The sequence below is a fragment of the Lysobacter niastensis genome, assembly GCF_015453285.1.
GTDB classification, from domain to species: domain Bacteria; phylum Pseudomonadota; class Gammaproteobacteria; order Xanthomonadales; family Xanthomonadaceae; genus Lysobacter_J; species Lysobacter_J niastensis.
The window spans coordinates 24,287-42,325 of record NZ_JADLZT010000009.1 but is presented as its reverse complement, the minus strand read 5'-3'; the positions used below and the strand labels follow the sequence as shown (position 1 = coordinate 42,325).

15 protein-coding genes are annotated in these 18,039 nt (G+C 65.7%); 7 read left to right on the top strand and 8 right to left on the bottom strand.

The window, feature by feature from the left end; all coding sequences use genetic code 11:
• Nucleotides 1-38: 38 nt before the first annotated feature.
• On the bottom strand, nucleotides 39-947 hold the full coding sequence (locus tag IU514_RS15440; protein ID WP_228760785.1) for an acyltransferase: 909 nt from the start codon (nucleotides 945-947) through the stop codon (nucleotides 39-41).
• A 70-nt stretch (nucleotides 948-1,017) separates the two neighbouring features.
• On the opposite strand from IU514_RS15440, the gene IU514_RS15435 reads away from it, so the two are divergent.
• A complete protein-coding gene (locus IU514_RS15435; RefSeq protein WP_194932040.1) occupies nucleotides 1,018-1,557 on the top strand; it encodes a GNAT family N-acetyltransferase in 540 nt (179 codons plus the stop codon).
• Between the two features lie 262 nt (nucleotides 1,558-1,819).
• Nucleotides 1,820-2,563: an aspartate/glutamate racemase family protein gene (locus IU514_RS15430; RefSeq protein WP_194932039.1), complete on the top strand. Its 744-nt coding sequence runs from the start codon at nucleotides 1,820-1,822 to the stop codon at nucleotides 2,561-2,563.
• Between the two features lie 269 nt (nucleotides 2,564-2,832).
• On the opposite strand, the gene IU514_RS19170 is transcribed toward IU514_RS15430, so the two are convergent.
• Together IU514_RS19170 and IU514_RS15420 are read right to left on the bottom strand one after the other, a co-directional pair.
• A complete protein-coding gene (locus IU514_RS19170; RefSeq protein ID WP_194932038.1) occupies nucleotides 2,833-5,043 on the bottom strand; it encodes a methyl-accepting chemotaxis protein in 2,211 nt (736 codons plus the stop codon).
• 332 nt (nucleotides 5,044-5,375) lie between these two features.
• On the bottom strand, nucleotides 5,376-6,224 hold the full coding sequence (locus IU514_RS15420) for an AraC family transcriptional regulator (RefSeq protein WP_194932037.1): 849 nt from the start codon (nucleotides 6,222-6,224) through the stop codon (nucleotides 5,376-5,378).
• 124 nt (nucleotides 6,225-6,348) lie between these two features.
• Between IU514_RS15420 and IU514_RS15415 the strand changes: the two genes are divergently transcribed.
• Complete coding sequence (locus IU514_RS15415) at nucleotides 6,349-7,299, top strand: alpha/beta fold hydrolase (RefSeq protein WP_194932036.1); 951 nt, start codon at nucleotides 6,349-6,351, stop codon at nucleotides 7,297-7,299.
• A 78-nt stretch (nucleotides 7,300-7,377) separates the two neighbouring features.
• Here the strand turns inward: IU514_RS15415 and IU514_RS15410 are convergent, their stop codons facing one another.
• The 5 genes from IU514_RS15410 to IU514_RS15390 all read right to left on the bottom strand — a co-directional run bounded on the left by IU514_RS15410 (nucleotide 7,378) and on the right by IU514_RS15390 (nucleotide 14,083).
• Nucleotides 7,378-7,740, bottom strand: a complete 363-nt coding sequence (locus IU514_RS15410) for a hypothetical protein (protein ID WP_194932035.1) — start codon at nucleotides 7,738-7,740, stop codon at nucleotides 7,378-7,380.
• A gap of 16 nt (nucleotides 7,741-7,756) precedes the next feature.
• Nucleotides 7,757-8,854, bottom strand: coding sequence for an efflux RND transporter periplasmic adaptor subunit (locus tag IU514_RS15405; protein ID WP_194932034.1), 1,098 nt, complete (start codon nucleotides 8,852-8,854; stop codon nucleotides 7,757-7,759).
• Between the two features lie 25 nt (nucleotides 8,855-8,879).
• Nucleotides 8,880-11,996, bottom strand: a complete 3,117-nt coding sequence (locus IU514_RS15400; protein ID WP_194932033.1) for an efflux RND transporter permease subunit — start codon at nucleotides 11,994-11,996, stop codon at nucleotides 8,880-8,882.
• Nucleotides 11,997-12,140: 144 nt separating this feature from the next.
• Nucleotides 12,141-12,995, bottom strand: a complete 855-nt coding sequence (locus tag IU514_RS15395; protein WP_194932032.1) for a LytR/AlgR family response regulator transcription factor — start codon at nucleotides 12,993-12,995, stop codon at nucleotides 12,141-12,143.
• A gap of 2 nt (nucleotides 12,996-12,997) precedes the next feature.
• On the bottom strand, nucleotides 12,998-14,083 hold the full coding sequence (locus IU514_RS15390) for a sensor histidine kinase (RefSeq protein WP_194932031.1): 1,086 nt from the start codon (nucleotides 14,081-14,083) through the stop codon (nucleotides 12,998-13,000).
• Nucleotides 14,084-14,257: 174 nt separating this feature from the next.
• Here IU514_RS15390 and IU514_RS15385 point away from each other — a divergent pair, with 174 nt between their 5' ends.
• The 4 genes from IU514_RS15385 (at nucleotide 14,258) to IU514_RS15370 (ending at nucleotide 18,008) form a co-directional block, all read left to right on the top strand.
• The gene (locus IU514_RS15385; protein ID WP_194932030.1) at nucleotides 14,258-14,668 is read left to right on the top strand and encodes an OsmC family protein; all 411 of its coding nucleotides are present in this window, start codon (nucleotides 14,258-14,260) and stop codon (nucleotides 14,666-14,668) included.
• A gap of 56 nt (nucleotides 14,669-14,724) precedes the next feature.
• Nucleotides 14,725-15,144 carry a CopL family metal-binding regulatory protein gene (locus tag IU514_RS15380; protein ID WP_194932029.1) on the top strand — a complete coding sequence of 140 codons (420 nt, stop codon included), beginning with the start codon at nucleotides 14,725-14,727 and terminating at the stop codon, nucleotides 15,142-15,144.
• Nucleotides 15,145-15,234: 90 nt separating this feature from the next.
• Nucleotides 15,235-17,034, top strand: a complete 1,800-nt coding sequence (locus IU514_RS15375; RefSeq protein ID WP_194932028.1) for a copper resistance system multicopper oxidase — start codon at nucleotides 15,235-15,237, stop codon at nucleotides 17,032-17,034.
• Nucleotides 17,031-18,008: a copper resistance protein B gene (locus IU514_RS15370; RefSeq protein ID WP_194932027.1), complete on the top strand. Its 978-nt coding sequence runs from the start codon at nucleotides 17,031-17,033 to the stop codon at nucleotides 18,006-18,008. Before IU514_RS15375 ends, IU514_RS15370 begins: the two co-directional genes overlap by 4 nt.
• Nucleotides 18,009-18,039 lie beyond the last annotated feature (31 nt).

The window sequence follows — 18,039 nt, the reverse complement described above, 5'->3', positions numbered from 1 at the left end:
CGCCTCGCACGCTGAGCACGGGCCTCATGCCTCAGCCCTTAGTCCGGCAGCAGGCGTGTCATGTCCTCGTCCTTCTCCCACCACAGGCCGTTCATCCATTGCTGGAAACGCGCCCGAAACGCGCGGTCGTCCTGGTAGTCGCCATGCAGCAACTCTTCGGGGATCGGGCGCTGGCGCACATGCACCCGGACCTCGGGAATGCGGTCGGCCAGCAAGTCCATCATCGAGGGTCTGCCGCCGGGATAGGCGATAGTCACGTCCAGGAGCGCGTGCAAGCCCTTGCCCATCGCGTCCAACACAAACGCTACGCCGCCGGACTTCGGCTTGAGCAGGTACCGGTACGGCGCGCCCTGGGTCGCGTGCTTCGCGGGCGTGAAGCGTGTTCCCTCCACGAAGTTCATGATCGCGACCGGGATCGCGCGGAACTTTTCACAGGCTCGGCGTGTGGCTTCGATGTCGCGCATGGCCAACTCGGGGTGGCGCGCGATTTGCTTGCGCGTGTATCGGCCCATGAACGGAAAATCCAACGCCCACCACGCCAGCCCCAGTAGTGGCACCCAGAACAACTGCCGTTTCAGGAAGAAGCGCAGAAGCGGAATGCGCCGATTGAACACCTTCTGCAACACCAGGATGTCGACCCAACTCTGGTGATTGGCCAGCACCAGATAGTGGCCGTCGGCCTGCAGCGGTGCATCTTCCTGCAGGCTGACGCGGGTGCGGGTGAAGCGGTCCATCATCCAGTTGTTCACCCCGATCCAGCTTTCCGCCAGACCGGTGAGCAGCGGATTGCTGGCAAGCCGCAGCCGATTGGACGGCAGTAGGGCCTTCACCACCGCTATCGACAGCAGTGGCACCACATGCAGCACGGTGTTGGCCGCGATCAGCAGGGATATCAGTGCCAGGCGCAATGGGAGCATGGAAGCACGGAGCATCAGGAGGATGCCCATTGTCCCGAGAAAACCCGGGCTGCGTCACCCCACATGGATTGGATGACCGCCGGTCGGCACGGGCCAAGTCTTGGCGCGTATCGAGTGTCGCGGCTTCAGCCTGTCGTCGGTGTACGATGACCGAACTGTGTTGGCAATACCGCCAGTTCGGCTCGCGACCCTAAGCGATGCTCGTGCCATCGCCGAACTATCGCGCGACTCCATCGAACTCGGACTTGGCTGGAGCTACCCGCCAAGCAGGATCCAAAAGGCTATCCGGTCCAGGACCACGAACGTGGCTGTAGTCCATGAAAGCGGATGCCTGCTTGGATTCGGAATCATGGACTATGGAGATACGGCCGCACACCTTGTCCTTCTTGGGGTGCAGCCACACCAACGCCGCAGGGGATTGGGCAGACATGTCCTCTCGTGGCTCGAGCAGTGCGCTCTGACGGCCGGGCTCGAGAGAATCAGCATCGAGGCCAGGGCCGACAATCCAGGTGCCATCGGCTTCTATCAGCGACAAGGCTATAGGGTTCGTGGCCGCGTGCCTGGCTACTACCGTGGCGTGCTTGACGCCGTGCTTCTTGAGAAGAAGCTGGGGATGGCTGGCGCAGGCGGTGCCGGTTAGCCACTGACCGAATGGAACCCGGGCCTCAAGCGACTACGTCGGCTACGTGCCTGCATGTCATCCGGTTTGGAGGGCAGGGAAGGGTGCACTGCATGACGGAGCAGGGGACGCTACACACGATGGAGACGGCCACCTGCATGAAGTTCGCCAGGTATGGCCCCGCCTACAACCCTTACCTGCGGCCGAATTGATCCAGCTCAAGGACGAGCTGCAATGGCTCCAGCACTATGGATCGCGGGTATCTTCGTGAACATGGGGCCTGATGAAAACCGTCGGACTGTTGGGTGGGATGAGTTGGGAGTCCACCGCTTCGTACTACCGCCTCATCAATGAAGCTGTGCGGGATCGACTCGGTGGCCTGCATTCAGCCAGGCTGCTTCTGTACAGCGTGGATTTCGAGCAGATCGCCCGATTGCAACGCGCAGGAGATTGGGCCGCCGCCGGGACGATGTTGGCCCGATCCGCCAGGACACTGGAATCCGCGGGCGCGGATTGTGTCGTTGTCTGCACCAACACGATGCACGTTGTGGCGGACGAGATCGAATCGGCAATCGCCATTCCGCTACTGCACATAGCCGATGCCACCGCAGCCGCGGTCAAGGATGCGGGCCATTCCACGGTGGGCCTTCTCGGCACTCGCTTCACGATGGAGCAGGACTTCTATCGCGAGCGACTGGAACGCCACCATGGACTGAAAGTCCTCACGCCCGGCGAGGATGACCGCAAGGCGGTGCACCGGATCATTTTTGATGAGCTGTGCGTCGGTCGGATCGTCCCGGAGTCTCGCGAACGATATCAACAGGTGATCGCGCGGCTGGCGGACCAGGGGGCGGAGGCTGTCGTGCTGGGGTGCACCGAGATCTCGATGCTGGTGTCGCCTTCCGACGTCGACGTTCCGTTGTTCGACACCATGCAGTTGCAAGCGTTGCGGGCTGCGGACTGGGCGTTGGGCGAGCGCGATGCAACGCAGCCGCAGGCGAGTAGCGCACTCGGCGCCTGCGCCTGAATCACAAGCCAAGGTGATGCCGGAAGCCTCTGACCAGCACGGGGGGCGTTCCATCGGGTCGTTCCTTTAGGCGGGAAAGAGCCCGAAGCAGGAGGCAAGCCGCGAGGGTGACGCCCCCCAAGGGCCAAGATGTAACTTCGCATAATGCATATTATGTAATACCCCGAGTGTTACGGGGCGGCCATCGCAATGGCCTCCGCCCCTAGCTGGTTCGGACGGAAGCCGCCATCCGGATCGGATGACGGCCAAACGACGGCCATGTTGTAGCCCTATACCCCAACCGGTACCAAGCGATGCTTACGCGTCCCGGCATCGTGATCCGCCAGCAACGTTACGCCACGCTGCGCACCGCGATCATTGGCATCGTCGCGAGCCAGTTTGAAAGTGCTGACGGCCTTGCTCAGCCCATTGGCTTGCTCCTCGAGCGATCGCGCCGCCGACGTGGCTTCCTCGATCAGGGCCGCGTTCTGCTGCGTGTTCTGATCCATGTGCGTGATGGCCTGTGTCACCTGTTCGATGCCCACGCTTTGCTCCGCGGACGCGGATGAAATGTCTGCCACCAGGTCGGACACGCGCCGCACCGCATCGACCACCTGGGCCATGGTGCTGCCGGTTTCGTTGACCAGCCTGGCTCCGGTCGACACCTTTTCCGCAGACGCCTCGATCAGTTCCTTGATCTGCTTGGCAGCTGCGGCCGACCGTTTCGCGAGTTCCCGGACTTCCGTGGCGACCACGGCGAACCCGCGGCCCTGGGTTCCGGCTCGCGCCGCTTCGACAGCCGCATTGAGGGCGAGGATATTGGTCTGGAATGCGATCCCGTCGATCACCGTGATGATGTCGACGACCGTGCGCGAGGCGGCATGGATGTCGTTCATGGTCGACACCACGTTCGTCATCGCGCTGCCCGCCTTCGTCGCGACTTCCGAGGCGCTTTCCGCGGCCCGGCTAGCCTGACGGGCGTTCTCCGCGTTCTGCCGCACCGTCGAGGTCAACTCTTCCATCGATGCTGCCGTCTCTTCCAGCGACGCCGCCTGCTGCTCCGTGCGTGCAGACAGGTCGTCATTGCCGGCTGCAATCTCGCTGGATGCTGCGTGTATTGCGCCGGTTGCGGCCTGGATGCCGGTGACGATAGCGCCCAGTTGCCGCGCGGTAGCGTTGACGCTGGCCGCCAGGCTGCCGAACGCGCCTTGATACTGGCCGTCGAGCTGGCGAGACAGGTCGCCGGCGGCCAACGCCTCGAGCACGCCGCCCACGTCGCGAAGCCCCGAATCGGCCGCATGCATCAGCCGGTTGAGTCCTTCCACCATCGCGCGGAAAGCAAACTGATAGTCGTCGGCGTCGCCGCGGGCGGTGAAGTCCCCGCACGCGGCGGCATTCACCAGGCGCTCGATATCGCGGTTGACCGCGACCAGGTTCGCCTTGGCGGTGGCCATTGCGTCGCTGATGGCAGACAGCTTTCCCGGCAACGCGTCCATGTCCCGACTGAGGTCCCCTACCGCGTACTGCCCCATCAGATCCACCACGCGTGCGCTCACCTGCGTGTGCACGTCCACGAGGCTGTTCAACGACGCTGCCATCTCGCCAAACGTCCCGGGGAATCGTTGGGCGTCCATCCGGGTGTCCACTTCGCCACGTTTGTGCTGCACCGACATGGCGGTCTGCGCATCGATAAATGCGCGCAGTTGGTCCTGCATGCTGCGCATGTCACCCAGCAGCGAAGGCTTCTGCGAGGCCACGTCGATGTCTTGGCTGAGGTCTCCCTGGGCAATGCGCCGCACCATCCTGATGGCATAGGAAGGCTCCCCGCCGAGCTGACCGATCAAACCGCGTGCAATGAACCACCCCGTGATGCCGGCACCCAACGCCGACAGCGCTGCAAGCGACACGATCCACCACAGCATCGTCCAGTAGCGTTGGCCTGCGACGTCGTATTCGCGCTTGGCTTCCCGCAGTTGCAGGTCGATCAGTTTGGCTATGGTTTCGCCGATAGGGTCGACCGTCCGGTACAGCGCTCCGTCGAACTGTGCCAGCTTCCCAGCGCATGGCCCTTCGACGGTTCCGAGATATGCCACGACTTTGTCGACGTCGGCGTTGGCCGCCGTGAACCGGGACTCGGCTTCCTTCGACAGCCGCACTTCTTCCGAGGTGAGTTCGGTGGCCAGGAACAAGGACCACTGCTCATGGATGCGCTGCCGTGCGTCCGTCAGGCGATGACGCGAATCTGCCGCGTCGGTCAGCCCGCCGTTGCACTTGTTGACGACGTCGATCACGTCGACCGCATATCCATCCGCGATGGCCTTCAAGCCGCGTAGCGGCACCACGCGGTCGAGATAGACGGTCTCAAGTCCGCGTCGCGCGTGCCGCAGCGCGATGACGCTCGACTGACCAATGACAACCAGCAGCGCCACCGGCACGAGAAACCCCAGCATCAGGCGCTTTCGCAGGCTCATGTTCTGATACAGATCAATCAACGCTTTCATTGTGTTTCCTTCGGTTTCGTGCAGGAGGCGAAATCGCGCTTGATCCTTGCGATGAGTGAGCGCGCTGTCCGTGCAGAACCGGTGATCGCTGGGTGTCGCCGCGTGGGCGCGGGCACGCCTGCCGATCGCTCAGTGTGGGTATCGGCAGCCTCCCCCGGGAAAGTGAGTCACATTTATCGCTGCGCGCGAGAACGAGGCCGGCGCTGCTTGCGGCGAGGCGCAGTCATGTGAAATGTCACATATGAATGTGCGGCAGTGCCGCTTTGGTATTCACTCGCGATCGATGATGAATCGACGGCAGGACCTTCATCGCTGCCTGCATGCCCTCGCCTTCATGTTGCGGCTTGCGTTTCGTGCAGCAGCTGCAGCCTCTTCCACTCCCGCGGCGAACTCCCCGTGTGTGCCTTGAAGGCACGCGACAACGCGGCTTCGCTGCCGTAGCCGACGTCGTCGGCGATCAGCTTGAGTGCGCGGCCCTGGCGCAACGATTGCTGCACGAGCGACACGCGCCAGCGCTGCAGGTAGACGCCCGGCGTGCAGCCCACAGTGTCGCGGAATGAATTTGCGAAGACGCTGCGCGACATGCCCGCACGGGCAGCTAACGCTTCCAGGCTCCATTCCTCCGCGGGCTGTTCGTGCATGGCGACAATCGCGCGCCGCAACCTCGGGTCCGCCAGGCCTGCGAGCATGCCGACCTGGGTCTGGCCGCTGTCCATCAGGTGGCGCAGGACCTGGATCAGGACGACCTCGAACAACCGATCCAGCAACGCGGCGCGTCCGCAGTTCTGCGAGAAGGCTTCGGCGAACAGCAGCGACAGCACGCTGTCGAGGCCCGGCACCTGTTCGAGCGGCAGGCACACGAACGCTGGCAACGTCGCGGCGATCGGACTGGCACTTCCGCCCTCGAAGCGCAGGTGGGCGCAGGTCAGGTCGGCACCGGTGTCGCTGTCCATCAGGAAACGGTGCGGCAGCGGCCGGGGATACATCAGCAGGCTGGGCGTGGCGATCCGCAGCTCGACCTTGCCGCCGTGGCTGACGTCCACCGTGCCCTGCTTGATCAGGTGCAGCTGGCCGCTGTCGCCATCTGGCGCCATGTCATTGATTCCGCATAGGTTTCCGGAATGGAACATCTGCGCGCGGATCGAGAATCGGGCCAGCAGGGATTCGAGGCGGTCAGCCATCTCGATACTCCTGATCATGTTTTCAGAACTATACGCCACCAACCGTATTGGGCGAGCGCGCAAAGTAGTTCCTGCGGGGAGCGCACCTCCCCAACCCAACCCCCACAGGAATCCGGAGCATCCCATGAACGTTCTGACCCGCACGCTGGCCCTGAGCGCCCTCGCCCTCGCCCTGTCGTTCAACGCCAACGCCGCCCCGTCGCAGGCGCCGGCTGCCGCCTCCAACGTCGGCATCCAACAGACCTCCAGCTACATCACCACCCGGGACGGCGTGCAGCTCTACTACAAGGACTGGGGCCCGCGTAACGGCCCGGTCGTCACCTTCAGCCACGGCTGGCCGCTGAGCTCGGACAGCTGGGAATCCCAGATGCTGTTCCTCGCATCGCAGGGCTACCGCGTCGTCGCCCACGACCGTCGCGGCCATGGCCGCTCCAGCCAGCCGTGGGACGGCAACGACATGGACCACTATGCCGACGACCTCGCGGCGGTGATCGAGACGCTCGACCTCAAGGACGTCACGCTGGTCGGCTTCTCCACCGGTGGCGGCGAAGTGGCGCGCTACATCGGCCGCCACGGCACGAGCCGGGTCAAGAAGGCGGTGCTGGTCTCCGCGGTTCCGCCGCTGATGCTGAAGACCGCAAGCAATCCGGGCGGCCTGCCGATCGAGGTGTTCGACGGCCTGCGCAAGGCGTCGATCGAGAACCGCTCGCAGCTGTACCTCGACATCGCCTCGGGCCCGTTCTACGGCTTCAACCGTCCGGGCGCCAAGCCTTCGCAGGGCCTGATCCAGTCGTTCTGGGCGCAGGGCATGCAGGGCGGCCACAAGAACACCTACGACTCAATCGCGGCGTTCTCCGCCACCGACTTCCGCGAGGACCTGAAGAAGTTCGACGTGCCGACGCTGGTGATCCATGGCGACGACGACCAGGTGGTGCCGATCGACGCCGCCGGCCGCTCCTCGGCGAAGCTGATCAAGGGTGCGCAGTTGATCGTCTATCCGGGCGCGCCGCACGGCCTGACCGACACGCACAAGGATCGCCTCAACCAGGACCTGCTGACGTTCCTGCGCAAGTAAACGCTGGCTATCGGTTTCACGACTCATCGGCCCCGCGTGATGCGGGGCCGATGTCGTTCGACGATCAGCACCCCCGGCTCAGCACGTTGACCGCTGCGTGGCGGCCTGCGGCAACAAGCGGGTGCTGACCTGCAGGCTCGCGAGATGCGGCGGCTGCGACGCCTTGCCGTTCAATGTATCTGTGCGCCCTGTGCACCAGCGGACATCCAACGCATCGACCAGTGTCCGGGCTTGGCCCTCCGCTGAGACAGTGAAGCATTGGCTGCCGACCGACATCGTCGCGACCAGCCGGTAACGCCGCGCCATCCAGTCGCCTTCCACGAAGCTGCGCAGCTTCGCGGCGTACCCCAGGGCCTGCCCCCGGTCCGCCCGGGGCGCGGCCACGGCCTGCGTGCCGCCGACAGCGGCCACGAACAGCGCACACAACATCCACGCTTTCATACCGGGACTCCTTGACTCACCGCGCAGCGGTCGCGCGCGCAGGGTCCTGCACGACGACGGGCTGCCCTGCTTCGACGCGTTCACCGCCGCGCACGATCAGACGATCACCGGCACGCACGCCGCCGGTGACTTCGACCAGTTCGCCGACCTCGGCCCCCGTGTCGACGGCCAGCCGCTCTGCCCTGCCCTGGCCGTCGACACGCCAAACGAAATCGCCTTCCGGACGAATCACCACCGCGTCGCGCGGTACCGCGACCACGTTGCGCGCCGCCCCGCTCGGCATGCCCACGTCCACTGCGCTGCCGACCGGAAGCTCGTTGGCGGACATGGCAATCCGGAGTTCCAGCTGACGCGAGGCTTCGTCGCCAACCGGCACCAGGGCACTGACCGGATGCGGCTGCTCGCTGCCACCGGTGCGGACCACGACCGGCGTGCCCACGGCGAGGTGACGCCCGAGATCCACCGGTGCGCGCACACGCACCTCCTGCGAGGCGGTATCGACCACACGCGCGACGGGATCGCCGACGGTGAGGTATTCACCCAGTTGCACTTCGCGCTCGGCCACGACGCCATCGAACGGCGCACGCACCGTCATCTGCGAGCGCTGATGCCGCGTCTGGGCCAACAGCGCCTGCGCGCGTGCACGATCCTGCACCAGCGTGTCGCGGTCGGCACGCAGCTGCTCGTACTGGGCGCGGGCGATGTTCTGCTGCGCGGCAAGTTGTGCGTAGCGCTGCTCCTGGCGCGTCGCCAGTTCCAACTGCGCCTGGATTCGGCCGATGTCCGCCTGCGCTTCCTGCTCGCGCAGCCGCAACGTGGTGTCGTCCAGCACGGCCAACGCGTCGCCTGCCCTCACCTTCTGCCCCACCTCAGCCACGCGAACCACGCGACCGCCCTGCTCGCTCGCCACGTGCGCGTCCTGGCGGCTGATCACGCTGCCCGGCGCCCAGTGCCGCGGTGCAAGTTCGGTGCGAACCGCCTGCGCGACGCTGACCACGGCCGGCGGCATCTCGGGCTTGTCCGGCGCACTGGCATCGGCATCGAGATCGATGAAGGGTACGGCAGCGATGACGGCCAAGGCCGTCGCCAGCAGGGTCTTGTGCAAGGTGCGCATGGCTATCTCCGGGGGGAGGAACGAATCAGGAAGAAATGGCGGCAACGAGTGGAGTCGCGGGATCCACTTCAGCAGCAGGCGCTTCGGCAGCAGGCGCTGCGCGGCGGCGCGACTCGGCCAGGCGCAACAGCGCCGGGACCAGCACCACGGTGAACAGCAGGCTGAGCGCGACGCCACCCACCGACACGGCTGCCAGACCGCGGTAGATCACCGCGCCGGGACCGGGGTTGATTGCCATCGGCAGCGCGCCGAGCACGCCTGTCAGCGCCGCGATCAGGATGGGACGCAGCCGCTGGTCGAGCGCCTGCTTCAACGCATCGTCGAGGCTGGCGCCCGCGGCCTGCACTTCGCGCGTCTGCGCGACCAGCAGGATGGCGTTGTTGATCACCATGCCAAGAAGCATGATGAAACCGATCATCGACAACAGGTCGAGCGTCTGCCCGACCGCCAGATCGAGCGCTCGCAGGCCCAACACGCCACCGAGCACTGCCATCGGCAGCGACGCCATGACGAAGGCACTGTCGCGCAGCGAGCGGAACATCGCCGCCATCAGCATGAACAGCACGACCAGCGCCATCGCGAAATTCAGCCCCATGCTGCCGACGACTTCGCCCAGCCGGTCGGCACTGCCGGAGACACGCACATCGGCATCGGCCGGAAGCCCCTGGCGCAGGGCGGGCACCACATCGTTATCGACGATGCCCAGCGCTTCTTCCAGCGACATGGCAGCGGGTGGATCGACGGTCAGCGTCACGGTGCGGCGCCGGTCGATGCGACGCAACTGGTTCGGGGCGAGCACGGTGTCCACCTGCGCCAGTTCTCCCAGGCTCAGCACGCCGCCCTGAGGCGTGGCCAGCGGCGCGGCGCCAAGACGTTCGAATCCGTCCTCGCGATTGCTGCGCAGGATGATCGCGAGACGGCGATCGCCATCGAAGTGCTCGCCCAGCCATTGGCCGTCGCCAAGCGTGCGCACCACGGTGCCGAGATCAGGACGGCGCCAGCCGACTTCGGCGAGGCGGCGATCATCGGGATTGACGCGCAGTTCCGGCGTCCCCGCATCGGTATTGGGCCAGGCCTGCACGTTTGCGCCGGGGAAGCGCTCGGCCAGCAGTTTGCGTCCGGCTTCGGCGGCGCGTGCCAATGCCTCGCCGTCGGAGTGCTGCAGGTGGATGGCGATGGCGCGGGCGGATCCGCCGAAGCTTCCGAACAGCTCGCCTTCGCTGGCGAACGCCCGGGTGTCCGGGAATCCCACGACGATCTCGTCGCGAACGATGCGCTCGAGTTCACCGATGTCATCGGGGTTCACCACGCGCGCACCGATCGTGCCGCCGCCCGGCCAGATGTTGACGTACCAGTTGCTCAGCTGCGGCGCCTTCTCGCCGTCCATGTAGGGGCGCATGCGCTGCAGGATCGTCGGCACGATCTCGTGGTTGACGCGCTCCGGGCTCATGCCCGGCGGAAAGTTGAAGACGGCATCGACTGCGGCGCGCTTCACGGGCGGCAGGTAGTCGATCTTGGGCATCAGCAGCAGCGCCAGCAGCGCCGGTGCGACGACCAGCGCCATCACCCACGCCCACTGGCGCTTGCGTCCCGTCGTCGTGCGCAGCGCCCAGTCGCTGATGTGCGACCAGTACCGGTGCTTCTCCTGAGAATCCCGGCGACCACGCAGCCAGCTGCCGGCGGCGGCTGGAAGCACGGTCACGGCCACCAGCAACGAGATGCCGACCGCGATCGAAATGGTCAGTGCGAGGTCGGCGAACAGCTGTCCTTCGACGTCGTCCATGAAGATCACCGGCAGGAACACCGCCACGGTCGTGATCGTCGAAGCGACAAGCGCACCGCCCACCTGGCGCGTGCCTTCCAGCGCCGCCTGGTGTGCCGGCATGCCCTCTTCCCGCAGCCGCACGATGTTCTCGGCCACCACGACGGCGGCGTCCATCACCATGCCGACCGCGAAGGCCAGGCCTGCCAGCGAAATGACGTTGAGGCTGCGGCCCGTCAGCTGCAGCACGATGAATGTGGCGAGCAGCGAGATCGGGATTGCACAGGCGATCAGCGCGGTCGCCCGCACGTCGCGCAGGAACCACCACAGGCAACCCACCGCCAGCAACACGCCGGCGAACAGGCTGCCCGACAGCAGGCCGATGGCGCGATTGATGAACACCGAGGCGTCGAAGCTCTGCGCGATGTCGAGACCGCGCGGACGCAGCTCCTTCTCGCGCACGTCGGCGACGACCTGCTTCACTTCCTCCAGCGTGTCCAGCACGTTGGCGCCGCTCTCGCGCAGGATGCGCAGGCCGATGGCAGGGTTGCCGTTCTGGTAGGCGAAGAATCGCTGCTCGGGCCGTTTCACTTCCACTGTCGCGACATCGCCCAGACGCACCGGGCGGCCGTCGCGCCAGGCCAGGATCAGGTTGCCAAGCGCCTCGGGGGAATAACGTCCGGCGAAGCGCAGCACGTATTCGCGACGGCCGGTTTCGACCACGCCGCCAGACACGTCGGTCGCGCGCGCAGCCACCGCCGCCACGTCCGGAATCTGGATTCCGAGCGCGGCCGCGCGTTCCAGGTTCAGCGTGATGGTCAGTTCTTCCGGCGCGCCTCCGTTGACTTCCACGCCGGCGACGCCGTCCACCGCCGAAAGGCGCGGCACGATGCGGTCCTCGATCATCTGCCGGTAGTCGAGGATGTCGCCGCGCGTGCCGGGCAGTTTCTGCACGAAGAAATAGGTCAGCGAGTTGTTGGCATTGTCGGCACCTGCCTGCACCACGGGTGGTGTGGCATCGCGGGGCAATGGCTGCAGGCGGTTCATGCGCGACAGCACTTCGACCAGCATCGCGTCCATGTCGCTGCCGACGGCGAACGTCAGGTTGATCCAGCTGTTGCCGGCGTTGACGTTGGAAGCGATCTCCTCCAGGCCTGGCAGGCCCTGCATCACCGCCTCGATGGGTTCGACGATCTCCGACTCCATTTCCTGCGGCGATGCGGCGCGCCATCCGGTCTGGATCGACATCTGCGGCCGCTCAATGTCGGGGAACAGCTGCAATGGCAGCTTGAGCAGGCTCATCAGGCCAAACGCACAGGCCATGGCCACGACCACGGCGATGGCGGCAGGGTTGCGAAGCGAGGCTTCGGTGAGCTTCATTGGGCGTTCCGCGCTTGGGGGCGGAGCGCACGATGCGCCTGGCGGCGATCACCGATATGGCCCGGAAGTCACCTCGCCGGCCGGGTTGCGGCCAATGGTGCAGGCAGCGCGACGAACCGTTGTCGTCACGCCGCGATCACGCGGCTACAGCATCAACGCCAGTTTGTCGCGATGGCTGCGCGAGAGCTTGAGCTCCTGCCCGCAGTCGAGCCGCAGGTAGCCCTCACCATTGGTGTGCGGACGCAGTTCCACCACGCGACGCGCATTCACGATCGTGGAGCGGTGGATACGCGGAAAGCGTTGCGGGTCGAGTTGTTTCTCCAGGTCGCGCATGGTGGCGCGCAGCACCAGCGTTTCCTGGTCGGTGTGGATGCACATGTAGTCGCCCGCCGCGTCGATCCAGCGGATGCTGGCCAGATCCACGCGCACCGTGCGCCCACCATCGCGCACGGCGAGCTTCTCGTCACGGCGCAGTTGTTCGATGGCATCTGGGCGCAGTGCCTCGTCCAGTTCGAGCAAGGGCTTCCCGCTCAATTCGCCGAGGAGGCCGAGCAGATGCGCGCAATGCCCGCTGGCCTCACGCTGCGAATGGGCCAGGCGCACGCGGGCGAGCGCCTGGTGCAGCCGGGTCTCGTCGACTGGCTTGAGCAGGTAGTCGGTCGCCGATGCCTCGAACGCGCGGATCGCGTAATGGTCGTATGCGGTGACAAACACGACCAGTGGCATCTCGTCGGCAGGGATGTGGCGCAGTGTCTCGAACCCATCCATGCCTGGCATCTGCACGTCGAGGAACATCAGGTCCGGGCGGTGTTCGCGCAGGCCCGCGATGGCCGATGCGCCATCGCCATACTGGCCGACGATCTCGATGTCCGGATGTTCACCCAGGCGGATCTCCAGGCCTCGCCGCGCCAGCGGCTCGTCGTCGACCACCAACGCGCGCAGCCGTACGACTCCGGAGCGAATGGCATGTCCCGTTTCGCCCGTCACCGCCTTGTCCATGGTCATTCTCCGACGGTCTGCGAGGTTTCGAACGGCAGCCGCAGCGTGACCGCGATGCCTCGCTCGCGATTGCGCACCGAGAACCCGCTGGCCTCGCCATACAGCACATGCAGGCGCTCGCGCGTGTTGCGCAGGCCCACGCCCTTGCCGGCGGGCATCTGGTCGCCTTCCAGGCACTGGCAACCCGGACCGTCGTCGATCACGCGCAGTACCAGCTGACCGCCTTCCCGCTGCGCTTCGATGCGCAGCAGGCCGCCGGCCACCTGCTTGGCGACGGCGTACTTGATCGCATTCTCCACCAGCGGCTGCAGCAGCAGGCTCGGCAGCAGCGCACGCCAGCAGTCCTCGTCGATGCTGGTCTCGATGCGCAGGCGCTCGGCGAAGCGAATCTTCTCGATGTCGAGATAGAGCGTCAGCGCGTCCAACTCCTGGCGAAGGGTGACGCGCTGCATCGGATCGTTGTCGAGCGAATGCCGAAGGAATGCCGACAGCCCCTGCACCATGCGGTTGGCGGTGGCGTTGTCGCGATCGAGGATCAGCGTCGAAATGGCATTGAGGGTGTTGAACAGGAAATGCGGATTCAGCTGGTAGCGCAGCATCTTCAGCTGCGCCTGGTGCGCCATCGTGCGGGCCGCGAGCGCCCGTCGGGTTTCGTCCTGGAACTGCCGGTAATACTTGATGCCCAGGTACAGACCGACCCAGGCCAACACCACGTAGATGTAGCTCAAAGCGTAAGCCACGAACGCGGCCCGGTTGCCCGGCACGCAGGTGTCGCAGAACTCGATCAGCACGGCACGCGTGGTCAGGTCCATCAGCGCCGAACTGGCCAGGATCGGCAGCACCATGACCGCCATCAACTTCTTCGGCGTCAGGCCCCAGCAGGCGCGGAGCAGGAAGCGCAGCCCGAGCGTTACCACGGCACCGGTGCAGGCCGCGGTGAGTGGAACTATCCAGTAGCCCGATGGCTTGCCGTGTGCCATCGCCGACAGGTAGCCCAGCCCGAAATAGGCCATCCAGCCGCTCAGATGCAGCACCCAGAACAGGTGCTGGCGCGGCAGGTCCAGCGGATGCGATGCGGCAATGGCCATGGGCAGTCAGTCGGAACGACGCAGATACCGGGATGCTACGCCAACGCCTGTCCAGGCCCGCAACGGCTCGTCGGAAGATCTGCACGGCTGGCCGCATACCCTGGCCCTCCCTGCCCTGCGGGCAGCGAGCCGCGACCCTTACACTGGCGGCTCTTCCGAGCTACAAGGAACCCGATGGACATCCCCACTGTCCGCGCCATCAGCGGCACTGCTCCCTACTCCGTTGCCCTTACTGACGACCATGGTCACCGGTGGCCTGCGGACGAACCCGCCGAACTGGGTGGCGGCGATACCGGCCCCACCCCCTCACAACTGTTGCTGTCGAGCCTGGGCGCGTGCACCGTCATCACGCTGCAGATGTACGCCGCACGCAAGCACTGGCCGCTGACCGGTGTCGAGGTCGAGCTTCGCTTCAACCCCGAGGGCGAGCCCGTGAACGGGGGTACCGACATCACCCGCCAGATCCACCTGCGCGGTGAACTTGACGACACCCAGCGCCAGCGGCTGCTGCAGATCGCCAATGCCTGCCCGATGCACAAGGCGCTTACCGGCGAGATCCGCATCGCGTCCTCGCTGGCCGGATGAACCGGGGTTCACGGCACGCCTCGCGTGCCTGCACGAGGGCGCGGTAAAGTAGCGTGATGCGCTTTCCCGCCTTCCTGCTGCGATTGCTGCTGTGCTTCAGCCTGATGCTCAATGGCTGGGGTTACGCGTTTGCGTCCACGGAAATGCAGGTATCGCATATGGCCACGGCCGTGCAAGCGGCCAGCGCGGCCGCGCACCCGGCTGCACCGCCATGCCATTCCATGGAGCAAGGTGGCCTTGCGTCCATGCATGTGGCGCAGGAGGCCTCTCCGCATGCCGCACCCGCCAAGCATGGTGGCCCCGACTGTTGCGAGGCTTCGCTGTGTGCCTGCGATTGCCTGCAGCACGCCTCGCTGGCGATGCCGGAGGCCTTGGCCGACGTTTCTGTCGAACTGCATGCCGTGCAGGCAAGCCGCGTCGCCGCCGGACATTCGGCGCCCGCGCTGGCGGACCTGATCAGGCCTCCGATCGGTTGATCCCGTCGCCCAGGCGACGCTTCATCCGAGGAGCATCGGCTGCCGCCCGGCACCGTTCTCCGTGCTTATTCGCGCACTACGGAGTCATGCATGTCTTCTGATTTCCTGCGGCGAGCGAACGGCTTCCAGCCATCGCGACGCCGCTTCGTCACCGGCCTGGCAGTCGGCGGGATTGCCGCCGGTGCCGGCCTGTGGCGCCAGCCCGCTTTCGCCACGGCCGGACTGGCCGTTTCACCGCAGACGCTGACCGGTACCCAGTTCGATCTTTCGATCGGTGCGGCACCGGTCAATTTCACCGGAAGCACGCGTCCCGCCATCACCGTCAACGGATCGATTCCCGGCCCCGTGCTGCGCTGGCGCGAAGGCGACGCGGTGACGCTGCGCGTGGCCAACCGCCTGGGTCTGCCAAGTTCCATCCATTGGCATGGCCTCCTGCTGCCCGCCAACATGGACGGCGTGCCGGGCCTGAGTTTCGACGGCATCCACCCCGGCGAGACCTTCACCTACCGCTTCGACATCCGCCAGTCCGGCACGTACTGGTACCACAGCCATTCGATGTTCCAGGAACAGGCGGGCCTGTACGGCGCGATCGTGATTGATCCGAGCCAACCGCCTCCGTACCGTTACGACCGCGAGCACGTCGTGCTGCTGTCGGACTGGACAGATCTGGATCCGGCGGCGCTGTTCCGGCGCATGAAGAAGATGTCGGAGCACGACAACTTCTACAAACGCACCGTCGGCGATTTCGTGCGCGACGCGAACCGCGACGGGCTGTCGGCCACGCTGCAGGACCGCGGCATGTGGGGGCGCATGCGGATGACGCCGACCGACATTTCAGACATCAACGCCCACACCTACACCTACCTGCTCAATGGCACGGCACCCGCGGGCAACTGGACCGGCTTGTTCCGCAGCGGCGAGAAAGTCCTGCTCCGCTTCATCAACGGCTCGGCAATGACGTATTTCGACGTGCGCATTCCCGGCCTGAAGATGACGGTGGTGGCGGCCGATGGGCAATACATCCATCCGGTGACCGTGGACGAGTTCCGCATCGCAGTGGCGGAAACCTTCGACGTGATCGTCGAGCCCAGCGGCCAGGACGCCTACACGATCTTCGCCCAGGACATGGGGCGCACCGGCCATGCCCGCGGCACGCTGGCCGTTCGCCAGGGGCTCGAAGCACCGCTTCCCGCGCCGGATCCGCGGCCGATCCTGACGATGGACGACATGGGCCACGGCGGCATGGACCATGGCAGCGGCGGAATGAAGGGGATGGAAGGCGGCTGCGGTGCCAGCATGGGCATGAAAGGCATGGAGGGCGGGTGCGGCGCCAACATGGGCCAGATGGATCATGGCGGTGGCGCGATGCCGAACCATCCAGCCAGCGAAACCAACAACCCGCTGGTCGACATGCAGTCGAGCGCCGTCAGCCCGAAGCTGGACGACCCCGGCATCGGCCTGCGGGGCAACGGCCGCACCGTGCTCACCTACAGCGCGATGAAGAGCCTGTTCGACGATCCGGACGGCCGCGAGCCGAGCCGCGAGATCGAATTGCACCTCACCGGACACATGGAAAAGTTCGCCTGGTCGTTCAACGGCCAGAAGTTCATGGACGCGGAACCGGTTCGTCTCAACTACGGCGAGCGCATGCGCATCGTGCTGGTCAACGACACGATGATGACGCACCCGATCCACCTGCATGGCCTGTGGAGCGACCTCGAGGACGAGCACGGCAATTTCCACCTGCGCAAGCACACCGTCGACATGCCGCCTGGCACGCGTCGCAGCTACCGCGTCCGAGCCGATGCGCTGGGACGTTGGGCTTACCACTGCCATCTGCTCTACCACATGGAAGCGGGCATGATGCGGGAAGTGAGGGTCGAAGAATGACAGGCCGTCACTCCACTCCGTTCGGCGGACTCGCGTTCGCGATCATCCTCTCGCTGACTGGCAACGCGCACGCGCAGGACCACTCGCATCACGGTGCGACACAGCCTCCTGCGCAACAGGAAGATCAGCATTCGTCGCACCAGCAGCAAGGCGCCGAGGAAAGCAACGACGCGGAGGCGCCCAAGCCAATCGATCATGGCTCGATGGATCACGGCGCGATGGACCATTCCGCGATGGGCCATGACATGCCGTCGCCGGCCGAACCGAAGACGCCCGTACCTCCCGTCACGGATGCCGACCGTGCGGCTGCCTTTCCGCCGCTGCAGCACCACATGCAGCACGCGAAGGAGCTCAACACCTACGTGGCTTTCAACCGCCTCGAAGCCTGGGACGCCGATCATGGCAGCGGCCAGGCCTGGGAGGCCCAGGGCTGGATTGGCTCGGACCTCAATCGCCTGTGGTTGCGTTCGGAAGGCGAACGCGTCGACAGCCACACCGAAGCGGCGAATCTCGAGGCTTTCTACGGGCGAAGCGTGTCGCCCTGGTGGGATGTTGTCGCCGGTGTCCGCCACGACTTCAAGCCGGGCGCATCGCGCGACTGGCTCGCGGTGGGTGTGCAAGGACTCGCGCCGTACAAGTTCGAGGTACAGGCAACCGCCTATCTCGGCGAGTCAGGGCACTCGGCGTTGAATCTGGAAGCGGAATACGAGCTGCTGCTCACCAGTCGCCTCATCCTGCAGCCGCTGATCGAAGCCGACTTCTACGGGAAGGACGACCCGCAACGCGGGATTGGTTCCGGACTGGCGAGCGTCGAAGCCGGACTACGGCTCCGTTACGAGGTCACGCGACGCTTCGCGCCATACATCGGCATCGTGCACGAGCGCAGTTTCGGCGACACCGCGGACTTCCGTCGTGAGGAAGGTGAGGACGCGCGCGACACCCGGGTAGTGGCCGGCGTGCGCGTCTGGTTCTGAACGGCCCTTCATGAAACCGGCGAGCCAGGGA

Bases quoted from the DNA above. Each gene is read 5' to 3' on its own strand.
- IU514_RS15375 (WP_194932028.1), top strand. From the start codon at position 15,235: ATGTCTTCTGATTTCCTGCGGCGAGCGAACGGCTTCCAGCCATCGCGA.
- IU514_RS15405 (WP_194932034.1), bottom strand. From the start codon at position 8,854: ATGCGCACCTTGCACAAGACCCTGCTGGCGACGGCCTTGGCCGTCATC.
- IU514_RS15385 (WP_194932030.1), top strand. From the start codon at position 14,258: ATGGACATCCCCACTGTCCGCGCCATCAGCGGCACTGCTCCCTACTCC.
- IU514_RS15415 (WP_194932036.1), top strand. From the start codon at position 6,349: ATGAACGTTCTGACCCGCACGCTGGCCCTGAGCGCCCTCGCCCTCGCC.
- IU514_RS15410 (WP_194932035.1), bottom strand. From the start codon at position 7,740: ATGAAAGCGTGGATGTTGTGTGCGCTGTTCGTGGCCGCTGTCGGCGGC.
- IU514_RS19170 (WP_194932038.1), bottom strand. From the start codon at position 5,043: ATGAAAGCGTTGATTGATCTGTATCAGAACATGAGCCTGCGAAAGCGC.
- IU514_RS15380 (WP_194932029.1), top strand. From the start codon at position 14,725: ATGCGCTTTCCCGCCTTCCTGCTGCGATTGCTGCTGTGCTTCAGCCTG.
- IU514_RS15370 (WP_194932027.1), top strand. From the start codon at position 17,031: ATGACAGGCCGTCACTCCACTCCGTTCGGCGGACTCGCGTTCGCGATC.
- IU514_RS15420 (WP_194932037.1), bottom strand. From the start codon at position 6,224: ATGGCTGACCGCCTCGAATCCCTGCTGGCCCGATTCTCGATCCGCGCG.
- IU514_RS15440 (WP_228760785.1), bottom strand. From the start codon at position 947: ATGGGCATCCTCCTGATGCTCCGTGCTTCCATGCTCCCATTGCGCCTG.
- IU514_RS15400 (WP_194932033.1), bottom strand. From the start codon at position 11,996: ATGAAGCTCACCGAAGCCTCGCTTCGCAACCCTGCCGCCATCGCCGTG.
- IU514_RS15395 (WP_194932032.1), bottom strand. From the start codon at position 12,995: ATGGACAAGGCGGTGACGGGCGAAACGGGACATGCCATTCGCTCCGGA.
- IU514_RS15390 (WP_194932031.1), bottom strand. From the start codon at position 14,083: ATGGCCATTGCCGCATCGCATCCGCTGGACCTGCCGCGCCAGCACCTG.
- IU514_RS15430 (WP_194932039.1), top strand. From the start codon at position 1,820: ATGAAAACCGTCGGACTGTTGGGTGGGATGAGTTGGGAGTCCACCGCT.